Annotated in this window: 13 protein-coding genes and 2 pseudogenes; 13 read left to right on the top strand and 2 right to left on the bottom strand. The window is 39.6% G+C overall.

What is annotated here, in order from left to right:
* Positions 1-238: helix-turn-helix domain-containing protein (locus UQ64_RS12505; RefSeq protein ID WP_156417526.1), on the bottom strand; the 238-nt coding region annotated here is incomplete at its 3' end.
* 186 nt (positions 239-424) lie between these two features.
* Between UQ64_RS12505 and UQ64_RS12500 the strand changes: the two genes are divergently transcribed.
* Positions 425-1,567, top strand: coding sequence for a copper amine oxidase N-terminal domain-containing protein (locus UQ64_RS12500; RefSeq protein ID WP_060623772.1), 1,143 nt, complete (start codon positions 425-427; stop codon positions 1,565-1,567).
* Between the two features lie 68 nt (positions 1,568-1,635).
* Here the strand turns inward: UQ64_RS12500 and UQ64_RS12495 are convergent, their stop codons facing one another.
* On the bottom strand, positions 1,636-2,436 hold the full coding sequence (locus UQ64_RS12495) for a polysaccharide deacetylase family protein (RefSeq protein WP_060623771.1): 801 nt from the start codon (positions 2,434-2,436) through the stop codon (positions 1,636-1,638).
* 172 nt (positions 2,437-2,608) lie between these two features.
* Here UQ64_RS12495 and UQ64_RS12490 point away from each other — a divergent pair, with 172 nt between their 5' ends.
* The 12 genes and pseudogenes from UQ64_RS12490 to UQ64_RS12435 all read left to right on the top strand — a co-directional run bounded on the left by UQ64_RS12490 (position 2,609) and on the right by UQ64_RS12435 (position 12,750).
* Entirely contained in the window at positions 2,609-4,312 is a 1,704-nt protein-coding gene (locus UQ64_RS12490; protein ID WP_209445776.1) for an ABC transporter ATP-binding protein, read from the top strand.
* Between the two features lie 44 nt (positions 4,313-4,356).
* Positions 4,357-6,069, top strand: a complete 1,713-nt coding sequence (locus UQ64_RS12485; protein WP_209445775.1) for an ABC transporter ATP-binding protein — start codon at positions 4,357-4,359, stop codon at positions 6,067-6,069.
* Between the two features lie 150 nt (positions 6,070-6,219).
* Positions 6,220-6,621 carry an NUDIX hydrolase gene (locus UQ64_RS12480; RefSeq protein ID WP_060623768.1) on the top strand — a complete coding sequence of 134 codons (402 nt, stop codon included), beginning with the start codon at positions 6,220-6,222 and terminating at the stop codon, positions 6,619-6,621.
* Between the two features lie 187 nt (positions 6,622-6,808).
* Entirely contained in the window at positions 6,809-7,234 is a 426-nt protein-coding gene (locus tag UQ64_RS12475; RefSeq protein WP_060623767.1) for a DMT family transporter, read from the top strand.
* Positions 7,235-7,272: 38 nt separating this feature from the next.
* Entirely contained in the window at positions 7,273-7,731 is a 459-nt protein-coding gene (locus UQ64_RS12470; RefSeq protein WP_060623766.1) for a DMT family transporter, read from the top strand.
* Between the two features lie 191 nt (positions 7,732-7,922).
* Positions 7,923-8,417 (top strand): annotated as a pseudogene (locus UQ64_RS32100) (thiamine pyrophosphate-binding protein); the annotation flags it as partial.
* Between the two features lie 40 nt (positions 8,418-8,457).
* A pseudogene (locus UQ64_RS32095) lies at positions 8,458-9,057 on the top strand (thiamine pyrophosphate-dependent enzyme); the annotation flags it as partial.
* A gap of 15 nt (positions 9,058-9,072) precedes the next feature.
* Entirely contained in the window at positions 9,073-9,390 is a 318-nt protein-coding gene (locus UQ64_RS12455; RefSeq protein WP_060623763.1) for an iron-sulfur cluster biosynthesis family protein, read from the top strand.
* A 163-nt stretch (positions 9,391-9,553) separates the two neighbouring features.
* Positions 9,554-9,901 carry a PadR family transcriptional regulator gene (locus tag UQ64_RS12450; protein WP_425339591.1) on the top strand — a complete coding sequence of 116 codons (348 nt, stop codon included), beginning with the start codon at positions 9,554-9,556 and terminating at the stop codon, positions 9,899-9,901.
* Complete coding sequence (locus tag UQ64_RS12445; protein WP_060623761.1) at positions 9,882-11,093, top strand: DUF2812 domain-containing protein; 1,212 nt, start codon at positions 9,882-9,884, stop codon at positions 11,091-11,093. The genes UQ64_RS12450 and UQ64_RS12445 overlap by 20 nt, the downstream gene beginning before the upstream one ends.
* A gap of 14 nt (positions 11,094-11,107) precedes the next feature.
* Positions 11,108-11,854 carry a class I SAM-dependent methyltransferase gene (locus tag UQ64_RS12440; RefSeq protein ID WP_245237937.1) on the top strand — a complete coding sequence of 249 codons (747 nt, stop codon included), beginning with the start codon at positions 11,108-11,110 and terminating at the stop codon, positions 11,852-11,854.
* A gap of 95 nt (positions 11,855-11,949) precedes the next feature.
* Positions 11,950-12,750: a GNAT family N-acetyltransferase gene (locus UQ64_RS12435; RefSeq protein ID WP_060623759.1), complete on the top strand. Its 801-nt coding sequence runs from the start codon at positions 11,950-11,952 to the stop codon at positions 12,748-12,750.
* The last annotated feature ends 1 nt before the right edge of the window (position 12,751 follow it).

Below are 12,751 nucleotides of genomic sequence, written 5' to 3'. Positions count from 1 at the left end.
CTCCGGCCAGTTCCGCGGTGAAACGACCTGGCGACTTACTCCCTTCTCGACGTTCGCTATACGCGATCTGAGCGGTCTCAGCACGATAGGTATTTCCCCTGCTTCCTCGCTTCCGTTCTCTGGCAATGACGGAGTGATGACGTCCAAGTTCTGCCCCAATCGCTCGACTAGACCATCCCAATCCGTATAGTACTTCTAGTTTGCTTCGCTCCGTTATGCTAAGATGAGTGTAACCCATGGTGTGATTCTCCTTGTGTGAATGGTGTGTGGTAACTTCATTCTACACGAATCCCCATGGGCTTTCTCTGTTTAGCTGTCGCACTTCATATTACAATCCGTCATACGTAAAACGGATATAAGAAACTTTTTCCAAAACCTACCGTCTAATTACATATGACTATAGAGCCGAGGGAGACGAAAAGAAATGAATAAATGGAAGGTAACGCTAGGAATCTTAGCTATTTTGATTTTAAGTACGGGGTATGGATCGGTATCAGCCCAAGCAGAAAGCCAAATTCAATTCAACTATAAAGAAATCGGGATCAGCAGTAAACAGGTCATCACAGAGAATACAACTTTTGTGCCTCTGAAATCACTCGCAGATGCTATGGGGTATACATTATCTTGGGATCAACCATCCAAAACGGCCAAGCTTGTTCGTCCTGAGCGTGAGGTTATCTTCACAGCCGGTACTGTAAAGTCAAAAGTGAACGGGGCGGTAATGACTTTAACAAAATCCCCACGTATTATAAAAGGCTCGGTGTACGTGCCATTGATCTCAGCGGTCAGTGTACTTGGAGGTAAAGCGGGGCTTAATAAAACGGATGGAGTTATCCAAATTGTAGATGAAGCAAAATTGGTTTCTGCTTCTGTAGATGGAAGATCCTATTGGATATCTCAGAAAAACGGAGATTTGTATTACCGTGCTACGTCAGCTGGGAAACCAGTAATTATTGGACAACTACCGTTCAAGGAATCAGCTTACAACTACGCTTTTGAGATTAAAAAAATTGGCAATGGTACGGACTTGCTACAGTTAACGGACAATCATTATGCCATGTTCACCGATTTCAATAGCAGTTATCAAATATTGATCAAAGCGGGTACTATTCTCAAGCAAATGGACTTTCATTACAATAACTCGGCTTATATCCATGCGCCGCAAGTGCCGTCCACTCAGTTGTATATGACAGACGGGAAGAACGTTCAGTATATTACTAAGAATGGCGACCTAGGGAAGTTGTTTGAGATGGAGAAACTAACCGGGACATCAGGAGATTTCATCGTGGAGTATGTTTCGGAGGATGTGGCGCTCGTACGTTTATTAGATACGACTCAATTATATATGGTGTATAGAAGCACTGGTGAAATCATTAATCTTTATGAAAAACTAATTACTAGTGAGGATCGTAAGGAATGGGATAGAGTAAATGATGGCAGAGATCCATATGTATTGACCAGAATGTTAGTGTTAAAGAGTCGCAAAGGGAATGTACTGACATTCACCTATACTCCAATCCTTGAGGAAAAAGCAAAGACAGTGACATTTACATTTCAATCAAAATAATTGTAGTCACTTTATGTAACTAGAAGAAAGAGCGATGGTTATAATCGCTCTTTTTTTTGCATTTTGGATTATTTCATCATCATCGTACTTCCACCCTTAATCTCAACAGGTTGATCATTTACGGATACCCAAACATCAATAGCCGAGTTGTTACGGATGATCGTTCTGTCAGCAGTAATTTTCAGTGCATATAGTGCACTTACATAATCATAGATCTCGATATTGGTTGCGTACCAAATATCCGAATGTCCACCAGCTTGCTGGCAAAAGGATTCGATAAGCTCCCAATTGTTCTGCTGTGCAAATTCATAACTATGACCCCAAACATAACAGAGTCTCAGTTTCTGGGATGGCCCCTCCGTTGTAAATCGCTCCCATACGTGATGCAGATCTTCTATATGATGGCATGTTGGATGCCACTCCATGAAATTCAAAGGCATATCAAACTGTTTGGTAGAATGGACAGTGCGGCTGTATTCAATCCCAACAGACTGTAGTGGCGCAATGATTTCTTGAGAGTATGTACCGTAAGGATAGGACATGCCTCGTACCGGATAATCCACTAGTTTCTCCAGTCGCTTACGGTCTTCAAACAGCTCATCGATTACCATAGGTAAAGGTAGACGCTCTAGATGTGGATGGGTTACGGAATGGGCAGATACCTCATGGTTCCTAAGCGAATGTTTAACATCAGCAGATGATAAGAATCCGGGTGCGTTTATCATTGCGCTATTTAAATGGAAAGTACCTTTAATCCCATATTGATCAAAAATCTCCGCCAAGCGAATATCGTATTTCTGTCCGTCATCATAGCTCATGGTGAGCGCCTTGGGCAATCCGCCCGGGAATAAATTAAATTGAAGTTTCATGAATGTACACTCCTGTTCGTTTGGTCATTTCGAAAATTAACTCTTCCAATTATAAATATTAAACGTTATAATCGGATTCCACGTCTAAACAATGAAAGTGTCTACAAAAAAATACACTTATAAGGAGAGATGCTGCCTGCCTGACTTTCTCTATGTTGTAAAACTATTATATGTGAAAGACAGAAGAAACTCACTTTTATATTTTATCACTAACCTACTGGGTGCCCCAATCCTCTTTGCAGAACTGTTCACGACGAAATATGTGGTTGACCTAATTCAGAACTTCAATCCTAACGCCTACCAACATATCTTGTTAATAGTAAGTTTGCTTATGCTAGTATTATATCTAGCGGGTCTTAATAGTTCTCTTCGGGCCATTTCTATCACCAATTTAACATCCACCAGTATATATGAACTGGAACATAGTATTTTAGATAAGACTTCTAAATTATCTACGGCACTTTTGGAAGACCCCGCTACAAAAACTAAAAGAGAAAAAGCAAAACGACTTTATTTGATTGATCTGTTAGACCAATGGACGGGCGTAACAGTTCAGCTAATAACATTAGTTGCGTTAATGGTTGTCTTATCCGTTTATGGATTCTATATTTTGGTGTTGATCATTTTAGGGGTGCAGATTCTACAGCTTTATACTATGAAACGAATGTCTCAGAGAATAGAGGCCATTTCAGCGGATCAAACATCCTCTGTAAGAATGATCAACTATTTAGTCGATTTGTTAGTTAACAGAAATACCATTCCAGAAGTAAGAATGTACAGAATGTCCTCTTATTTAGTTTCCTCAATGAAAGAGAGCTTTACTAGTAACTTCAAACAAAGGCACCGTAAGGTTATTTATTCTGAAAGCCTCAACTTCTCCCACAGCTTAATCATGATCTTATTAAATGGGATAACGATTGCCATTTTGGCGATCACGATTGGAAATAGCGGCCAGAGCGCTGGGCTCTTTGTGCTATTACTTCAGATATCCAGTCAATTATTCATCGTTATTCCTGCATTAACAAGAGTTTACTCTGACTTGGCGAAGAGTCGTTTGCGTTACGAGGACTATACGTCTTATTTAGATTTGGAAGAGCAGGTGCTTAGAGATCAGGAGGTGAACTCCAATAGGAACACAGATCCGATGAAGGTCCATGTTGATCAGATGTATTTTAGATATCCGACCAACGCTAATAACACCCTTAGTAATATAAACATGACTATTCATCCAGGTGAACGAATTGCTTTTGTAGGTGAGAATGGTTCGGGGAAATCTACGCTTGTTAAGTTGATCTTAGGGTTGTATCCTGCAACAGCTGGAAACATCCAGTGGTTTAAAGGTGAGAATGAAGTCTTAGCGCATAATGTGACGCAGGATACCAGAGTTGTTTTTCAGGATTTCATTAAGTTACAAAGACCAATTCGTGAAAACATTGCTTTAGGAAATATGGCTACTATTCATGACGATTCAAGATTATTATCCGCGATGAGAACAGCAGAAGCTGATCATTATGGTGTTGCGTTGGATACCTTAGTAGGTCCTCAGTTCGGAGGGATAGACTTATCTGGGGGACAGTGGCAAAGACTTGCGATTGCTCGAGCCTATCTCAATGACGGCGCTCTTATGATTTTTGATGAGCCTACTGCTGCCCTAGATCCTTATGCGGAACAACAGGCGTTTGATACTTTTATGAAATTAGGAGAGCAGCAGACCTCCATTATTGTGACGCATCGGCTGTATATGTCCAAATTCGTCGATAGAATTTTTCTATTTGAGGATGGAGAAATCGTTGAAAGTGGAACGCATGAAGAATTAATGAGGGTGGATGGTAAATACAAAAAGATGTTTAATCGCCAGTCCTCTTTATATGTATGAGGAAGGAGGGATTCGTACTGAAGTCTGACATCTCTAATATTGTAATGATACTAGTGAGAATGGTTAGAAAAAGTCCGGTGATCTCGACAATCACTATCATAGTTCCTATAATCAGTGGACTATTAACTTTTTATTCTTACGCTGTCCAAGTGAATATCATTAACGGTGTGGCTCGCGGTGTTATAACCCTGCTCCCTATTCTATGGTTTGTTGTGATTCATGGCGTACAAGCTTGTTCATTAAGCATAACCAACCTGATGAAGAATCGAATGAATGCGGAACTAACCCTCGCTTTTCAATCCGAACTGATAGATATTGCAAACCGGGTTGATTTTGAGGATTTTGATGATGAAGAGTTTGGAAATAAGCTGCAAAGAGCTAAAAAGGTAGTTGGAGAAGATTTAGAGGGGATTACAGGTTTTTTGGTATCGAGTGTAGGGATTATCTCAGGACTACTAAGCATCATCTGGTTGTCGGCTACAAGTGGGTATCTCTTGGTCACATTCGTGGTAACAATAATGATCGTGACTACCTTATCCATTCGATTATTTACGGAAATTAAAGTGAGAAGAACAGGAAGAGAGCTCACCTTTGATGGAAGAATGGGGGACTATCTTGCTAACACTTTGGAAGACCCTAATGCGATTCGAGAAATGCGAATTTATAACTCCATCTCTTATTTTACAAATCTCTGGGCAATGATTATGAAGAAGCAGCATAATAAAAGATTTAGCGCCAGAAAATTCGAGATCAAAACAGGGATGGTTGTGGCTATGGTTCAGACAAGTGCAATCTTCATTGTTCTTGTTTATCTGTTAAGTCGGATGGGGGAGTCCAATACAGTTACTGTTGGTACAATCTCGGTGTTATTTCTAGCTTTGTTATCGAGTGGCGGTAAAATTATGAGTTTGACCTGGCCATTAAGCAAGCTTTACATCAGCAGTAGCAAATTATATGACTTAAATGAAGTACTTACATATAAGAACAGGGATTTTCGCAAAAATGACATCAATAATTCGACTGATTCTATGCTTCCTATTACCGTTTCAAATGTCTATTTTAAATACGCCAAATCGAACAAGAATGTCTTATCTAACATCAATATGACCATAAAGCCGGGTGAGAAAATAGCCATCGTCGGAGAGAATGGAGCAGGAAAATCAACGTTGATTAAAATATTATTAGGTCAATATAGACCAAGCTCCGGAACGATTTGCTGGAAGGATCATTTAGAACCTCACGGTAAGGTGTCCGTCGTATTTCAGAATGCTGTAAAGTTTGAACTGACACTTAGAGAAAATATCCTATTGGGCGATGCGAATACACCTTCAGACGATGCTAAAATACTCAGGGTTCTAGAACAATGTGAGCTGATAGATTTGCTTCATGAATTAGGCGGATTAGATGTGAATTTGGGTCAATTAGTAGTAGGAAGCAGGCAGCTATCAGGCGGACAGTGGCAAAAGCTGGCGATTGCGCGCGCGTTATACAATGATGCGGAGCTTATAGTATTCGATGAACCTACTTCTGCGATTGATCCGAATGCTGAGATGGAAATCTATACGAAATTATTAGAAATCTGCCAAGATAAAGCAGCTATTTTTATTTCACATCGATTGGGTTGGGCGAAGAATGTTGATACGATCTACGTTATGAATAATGGAGGTATAGCTGAAGTAGGAAACCATCAAGACTTAGTACATCATAAAGGGATTTATTCGAACATGTACGCTTTACAATCATCTTGGTATAAGTAGGTTATTCGCAGCGATATCCTTTAAGGACTATTTGCTTCATCACCTACCTCAATCTAAGCTTCGCATTCAAAAAGCTAAAGCTGACGTGCATAAATGTATGCGTTCAGCTGTATGATATAATTGTTGAAAAAAAGGCATGGGGAGAACAATATGACTACAATCATTGATAAAATCGCCTGGATTCATATCGCGAATGAACAAGTTTTATGTGCGCGTTCAAAAGGGAAAGACATGTATTATTTACCTGGAGGAAAAAGAGAAGCCGGAGAAACAGACGAAGAGACGCTCGTGCGCGAAATAGAGGAAGAGATTTCTGTTCAAATCAAGACAGATTCCATCTCTTATTTTGGGACGTTTGAGGCAGAAGCTCATGGGAAAGCAGAAGGGGTTACAGTCAAAATGACCTGTTATATTGCGGATTATAAAGGGACATTAACGCCAGCATCCGAAATCGAGGAATTATCTTGGTTAAGCTATAAGGATCGGGATCGCGTGTCTGTTGTTACCCAAATTATTTTTGATCAATTGCGTGAGAAGAATTTGCTCTCATAAATCATATACAGTATTTGAAGTCCGTTTTAAGCCAGCAAGTTGGCTTGAGACGGTCTTTTTATTTCTACGAGTAACGCTCGTTCGTTGGACAATAGCAACGTTTCTTCTCATTAAGGACAGATGTCCTTTTTTAAACCCTTAAATTACTATTTAATATGTAAGAGATCGAAGTTGAGGAGAGAGAGAAATGAGAGGAATTATATTTGCGTTTTTAGCGGGGGCTTGTATTACACTACAGGGCGTGTCAAATGCTCGAATTAGTCAGGATATCGGGACTTGGCAAGCCGCGACAATTACTCAGTTAACAGGGTTCATCATGTCCTTCCTAATTCTTTTGTTCGTTAGAGATGGGAAATGGGGCGGATTAAAGCAAGTAAAACCCTTATATTTGATCGGCGGCGCTTTTGCAGCTGTAATTATTTTCAGTGAAGTAACGGCCATTCAGCAAATCGGTGTTACGTTTACAATATCCTCGTTATTGATTGCTCAACTATGTCTGACGTTCTTAATTGATATTAATGGCTGGTTTGGAATGGAAAAGCGAAAGATGAGACTTCCGCAGTTCATTGGTATCGGGTTGATGATTGTTGGCGTAGTGATACTGAAATTCTAACAACCTAATGTATAGTTGATAATTGGAGGAATTAAATTATGGTTATTGGTTTGATATTAGCGCTTATCGCAGGATCACTCGTGAGTCTGCAAAATATATTTAATACAAAAGTTAACGAAAAGGTCGGATCTTGGGCAACGACAACTTTAGTGTTAGGGATGGGATTCCTAGCTTCATTTATCATGAGTCTTATCGTTGAAGGAAACCGAATCTTTACTTTGAGAAGTATGGAGCCTTGGTATTGGATCAGTGGTTTGATCGGGGTTGGAGTAGTAATTTGCCTCGTGCAAGGTACTAAACGGCTGGGCCCAACGTATGCGATCTCGATCGTATTAATCTCTCAGCTTGGGTTCGCACTACTCTGGGATTCACTAGGCTGGTTAGGGTTGGAGAAGGTTCCTTTTACTTGGAAGCAGTTGGTCGGTGTGCTGGTTATTGTGGGGGGGATTCTCGTGTTTAAGCTAGGTGGTGAACGGGAGACGCAGAAGGCTGCTTAGACTAGTTACTTAATGAAATATTTAAGCGTGAGCCTTTAAGGTTCATGCTTTTTTTGTATTGTATAACATTCACTCTGTCTCATGACTGTCATATTAGAAGTGATGGCAGTCACACGAGAAGTGAAGCAAATCAATTTATAATTTGCCAAAGTAATAAATCTGGATCGTAAAAGAAAAGGAGAGATTACCGTATGACAGGAGCTGAATTGTTAGTAGAGTTGTTATTGAAGAAAGGTGTTACTACGGTTTTCGGTTACCCTGGGGGTGCAGTACTGCCTGTATATGATGCGTTGTACGATTGCGGGGGTCTAGAGCATGTCCTAGTTCGACATGAACAAGCTGCTGTACATGCTGCGGATGGTTACGCAAGAGCCACGGGAGGTGTTGGTGTTTCGCTCGTAACCAGTGGTTCTGGCGCTACTAATGCTATAACTGGTATAGCTACAGCATTTATGGACTCCGTTCCATTGATTGTATTAACCGGTCAAGTTTCAACGGACATGATCGGTCTAGACAGCTTTCAGGAAGTTGATATTTATGGCATGACCATGTCCATTACGAAGCATAATTACATAGTAATGAAGAAGAGTGATCTCCCGCGAATCATTGATGAGGCTTTCTACCTGGCAACTACAGGTCGCCCCGGTCCTGTACTAATTGATCTGCCTAAAAACGTCATGATGGACACAACTCCGATAAAATGCGAAATATCCGAGCAACAAATAAGAACTCCCATTCGTGGTTATTCGGTTCATCGATCAGGCTACAGCATCCAATGCTATCATTTCAACGGATGTAGGACAACATCAGATTTGGACAGCGCATCAATATAATTTTAACGAACCACGTACTTTTCTTACCTCTGGAGGATTGGGTACTATGGGTTACGGTTTCCCAGCTGCCATCGGAGCAGCGGTAGCTTTTCCTGAACGGCAGATTGTATGTATTAGTGGGGATGGAAGTTTTCAGATGAATATGCAGGAGATCATGACAGCCGTTGATTTGCAGCTCAATGTAAAAGTGTTCATTCTAAAGAATGGTTATTTAGGAATGGTGCGTCAATGGCAGGAATTATTCTTGAATAAAAGATACTCAGCCGTTCAGATTAGTTCACCGGACTTTGCCGCGCTAGCTAAATCTTTTGGCGCACAAGGTTATCGAGCTAATACAAAAGATGAAGCAACAGCAGTTATCAAACGTGCTCTAAATACCGAAGGCCCTGCTATAATGGAATTTGATATCGTTGAAGAAACTAATGTTTATCCAATAGTTCCACCCGGGGCTAGTAATGATGAATCGATTGAGGGTAGCCCAATTATAAATTAAAGGAGTAGAACATCAATGCATATACAATTAAACTCGCTAACTACTGAAAAGTTAAAAGAAAGTCTCGGGGAACGTCCGGGAGATTTTAAATTGTTCTTCGATACGGAAGGTTGCGGTTGTAATGGCGTGATCGTAATTCAGATCATTAGTGAACCCCATGCTACAGATATTGAAGTGCAGAAAGAGCCCTTTACTTTTTTTGTAGACCGTCAACAGGAGTCTTTATTTGATGAACAGATGAGACTTGAAGCAGATGAGAATTACCCGTCATTCAGATTAAGTAGTGATTCAAGTCTGTTAGGAAATAATATTCGAGTAAAAGATATTCGTTAAGCAGGTCGGAGCAGTTGAATGTAGAGTGTGTAGAATGGCTGATGAAGCGACTCTACACACTTTTTTTATTTTTTCGAGTATTAATATTGAAGACTATGTCACGACGTGATATAGTCACGTTAAGACATATCTAAATTCGACGTATAAATAAAGGGAGCTGGGCATGTTGAACCCCGAGAAAGTGTTGAAGAAATATGTACCCATGACTGAGACCGCGTTCTATATTCTTTTATCTTTAGATGAACCACGTCATGGTTATGGAATAGTGAAGCATGTGGAGAAAATTACGAAAGCGCGCCTTTTGTTAGGTTCAGGTACAGTTTATGGCACGTTAACGAAGATGCAAAAAGATGGGATGATTACTGTTTTTGCTGATGAAGAGAGAAAAACGGTTTACGAAAGAACAGACATAGGGATGCTAATTCTTGCTACAGAGATTAATAGGCTTAAAGAGCTACATGAGAATGCTACAAAATATGGGGGTGATGTAAATGATCATCAAAAGATTTAGACCCTTTTGGAGTTATGATGTTCAGAAAACTGAAGAATGGTTAACTTCTATGGCGCAAAAAGGCTATGAACTTATCCGAATCAACCGTTTAACTAGATATTTTTATTTTCAGCAGGGTGAACCGAAAGCAGTAACCTATCGGATCGTATTCGATAAAGTTCCAAAGCAATCCCTTTCTAAAGGGTTATTGAATTTTGGATGGACGAAGGTATTACAGAGCGGCAAATGGGTTGTGACAATGAATAGGCTGTCTTTAGAACAGATTAGAACTTTTCCTGATCGAGAAGGGATCGTAAAGCATAACAAGAAGATCATGTATATTTTTATGGGGATATTGATTTATTTAATGGTTGCATTACTCAATGTAATTTTAATAAGTACGATAGCAATGAGTGTTTCCAAGTTTGGTCATTTTAATGTCTTCAACGGACCGTATGGTTTTATTCCCGCTACTATATTAGGGCTTAGCATGATCTTATGTATTTTTACCGTATATTCGCTGATCACATTAAGCAAGACGAACCAAAGATTAACAGGAGAATTCATACAACCAAACAAGCAAAATGGTCAAGGGACATCCTTTCTGAAAGACAGGCTAAGTAAGAATGAAGAGAAAAGTCTCAAAAGTTCAGGTCAACTTGATATGAAGTGGAAGCTTGGATGGATGTATGCGCCGGATCGGCTTGAAGAGTGGCTAGAGGGAATGGAAGAAAAAGGATACAATCTGTACAGAGTTGGCAAAACAGGAACTGCCTTTTATTTCAAAAAAGGGAAGCCTCGTAAGGTGTGTTATTGTGCGGACTTACAGAATACTGCAGATAGCAATTACTTCAACATTCACACGGATTCTGGGTGGGTATGTCTGTATCATTCGAGTTCATGGAGTCAGAAATGGGTCTTATGGGGTCAAGAATATGTACCAGGTGAAGCCAAACCGCAAATATACAGCGATAAGTTAAATCAATTGAAACTAGCTAGACGTATAGCCTTAACGTATTCCGCCATGTTCTTGCCTCTTATAATCTTATATACGTATAACTTAGCAATAAATATTAAATTATCGGTTTACTCGAATTTGGATCGATTGCAGACCATAAATTTGATCTTGTTCGCCATCTTAATTCTAATGTTTGGCTCATATGTTAGTCGAACCTGGCTATATTACAACCGACTTCGTAAAGATCATCAATAATATCGTGGAGGTGTATGATGCAACAGAACATTTATGACAACCCTGAGTTTTTTCAAATGTATAAGAACTTAAGGGAATCAAGAATTACATATAATGACTTTATTGAACAACCTGTAATAAGAGGTTTACTTCCAGCTCTACAGGATTTAAATGTTCTCGACCTTGGTTGTGGTTTTGGAGACATGGCGAACTATATGATTGATAACAATGCATCACAGGTAACAGGCGTAGATATATCAGAGAAGATGTTAGCTATGGCAAGAAAACGACCTGAAATCCGTTATGTCCAGGGCTCCATGGAGGAAATCGATTTTAATAGTAAAGAATTTGATTTGGTAGTAAGTTCGTTAGCTTTTCATTATGTTGAGGATTATAAAACACTCATTAGTAGGATTTCAAAATGGATTAAACCGAATGGTTACTTAGTATTTTCAACAGAGCATCCGGTCGTTTTATCGAATAAGAGCCAAAGTGGATGGGTTAAAGATTCCGATCAAAATATTCTCCATTGGCCCATTGATAATTATGGTGAAGAAGGTCTCAGAAATCAGTTTTGGGGAATTGATGGCGTCATAAAATACCATAGAAAACTATCAACATTACTTAATACTTTGATCCAAAATGGACTCGCTATTGAAGAAATTGTTGAACCTGAATCCAACCTTGAGGGTCTTGAGAAGATGCCGAAATTAATAAATGAAAGAAGGAGACCTTCATTCATATTAATTAAGGCTAGGAAAACGTCTATTCATGGACAGTAATCTTCAGTTATGAATGAACTTTACCAACCGATTAAGGACGATTACATTATACTTATGAATACAGCATCTACAAGGAAAATAAGGGGAGTGTTTGTATGCATGAAATACCTCATGAGGATTACTATAAAGTGAAACCACTACTTCAAGGAGAGCATATTCATCCCGAAATTCTCTCTTTGATTGAAGGCAATAATCCAGGTTGGATCTTTGTCGATCAACTTACAGCACCAAAGAGTGCGTTAGTGTGGAGTCAGGGAATTGAAGGGTTTTACCTTATCGGCGATCATACCAATCAAGCCTTTATCCATGCATTGGACAGTTATGTAACTAGTCAGATTGTCCCGAGAATGAAGGAGCTTGGGATGGAACATTTCGAAGTTTCTGGTCAGCATGATGAATGGAATCTGGAGGTGATGTTTCCTTCTAGGAAGCTATACCCTTTTGAACAGATGGTGTTTAAGCTACTTCACAAGCCACCTATAGCGTTGACTAATGGGATTAGAACTATAAATCTTAAAACGCTGGATTGGGAGAACTTAGATCTAAAGAATATAGAATTTGTACATGAAAATATTGATTTATTCTGGTCATCGAAAGAAGACTTTGCCGAAAAAGGCTTTGGATATGCTGCTGTTGAAGGATCTGAAATTATGGGAGTGTGTTATTCTAGTTTTGTGACACAGGATACACACGCAATCGGGATTGAAACCCTTCCTAAATATCAGAAACAAGGAGTGGGGACACATTTAGCAACGCTAGTAGTTGAAGATGTGCTTGCCAATGGCTTTATTCCTTACTGGGATTGTTCACTAGATAATGAAGCTTCGAAAAAATCGGCACTTCGACTAGGGTTTCAGCAGATACATCAATATAAGTGTGGTGCTTTTGCAATATGAC

This window comes from Paenibacillus etheri (genome assembly GCF_001012825.1).
GTDB classification, from domain to species: domain Bacteria; phylum Bacillota; class Bacilli; order Paenibacillales; family Paenibacillaceae; genus Paenibacillus_AQ; species Paenibacillus_AQ etheri.
Note: the sequence above shows the minus strand (reverse complement) of the source record. Positions and strands in the feature narration are given on the sequence as shown.

Excerpts from the sequence above, each read along its gene's own strand:
- UQ64_RS12485 (WP_209445775.1), top strand. The coding sequence starts at position 4,357 with ATGATACTAGTGAGAATGGTTAGAAAAAGTCCGGTGATCTCGACAATC.
- UQ64_RS12435 (WP_060623759.1), top strand. The coding sequence starts at position 11,950 with ATGCATGAAATACCTCATGAGGATTACTATAAAGTGAAACCACTACTT.
- UQ64_RS12445 (WP_060623761.1), top strand. The coding sequence starts at position 9,882 with ATGATCATCAAAAGATTTAGACCCTTTTGGAGTTATGATGTTCAGAAA.
- UQ64_RS12440 (WP_245237937.1), top strand. The coding sequence starts at position 11,108 with ATGATGCAACAGAACATTTATGACAACCCTGAGTTTTTTCAAATGTAT.
- UQ64_RS12495 (WP_060623771.1), bottom strand. The coding sequence starts at position 2,436 with ATGAAACTTCAATTTAATTTATTCCCGGGCGGATTGCCCAAGGCGCTC.
- UQ64_RS12450 (WP_425339591.1), top strand. The coding sequence starts at position 9,554 with ATGTTGAACCCCGAGAAAGTGTTGAAGAAATATGTACCCATGACTGAG.
- UQ64_RS12470 (WP_060623766.1), top strand. The coding sequence starts at position 7,273 with ATGGTTATTGGTTTGATATTAGCGCTTATCGCAGGATCACTCGTGAGT.
- UQ64_RS12455 (WP_060623763.1), top strand. The coding sequence starts at position 9,073 with ATGCATATACAATTAAACTCGCTAACTACTGAAAAGTTAAAAGAAAGT.
- UQ64_RS12475 (WP_060623767.1), top strand. The coding sequence starts at position 6,809 with ATGAGAGGAATTATATTTGCGTTTTTAGCGGGGGCTTGTATTACACTA.
- UQ64_RS12480 (WP_060623768.1), top strand. The coding sequence starts at position 6,220 with ATGACTACAATCATTGATAAAATCGCCTGGATTCATATCGCGAATGAA.
- UQ64_RS12500 (WP_060623772.1), top strand. The coding sequence starts at position 425 with ATGAATAAATGGAAGGTAACGCTAGGAATCTTAGCTATTTTGATTTTA.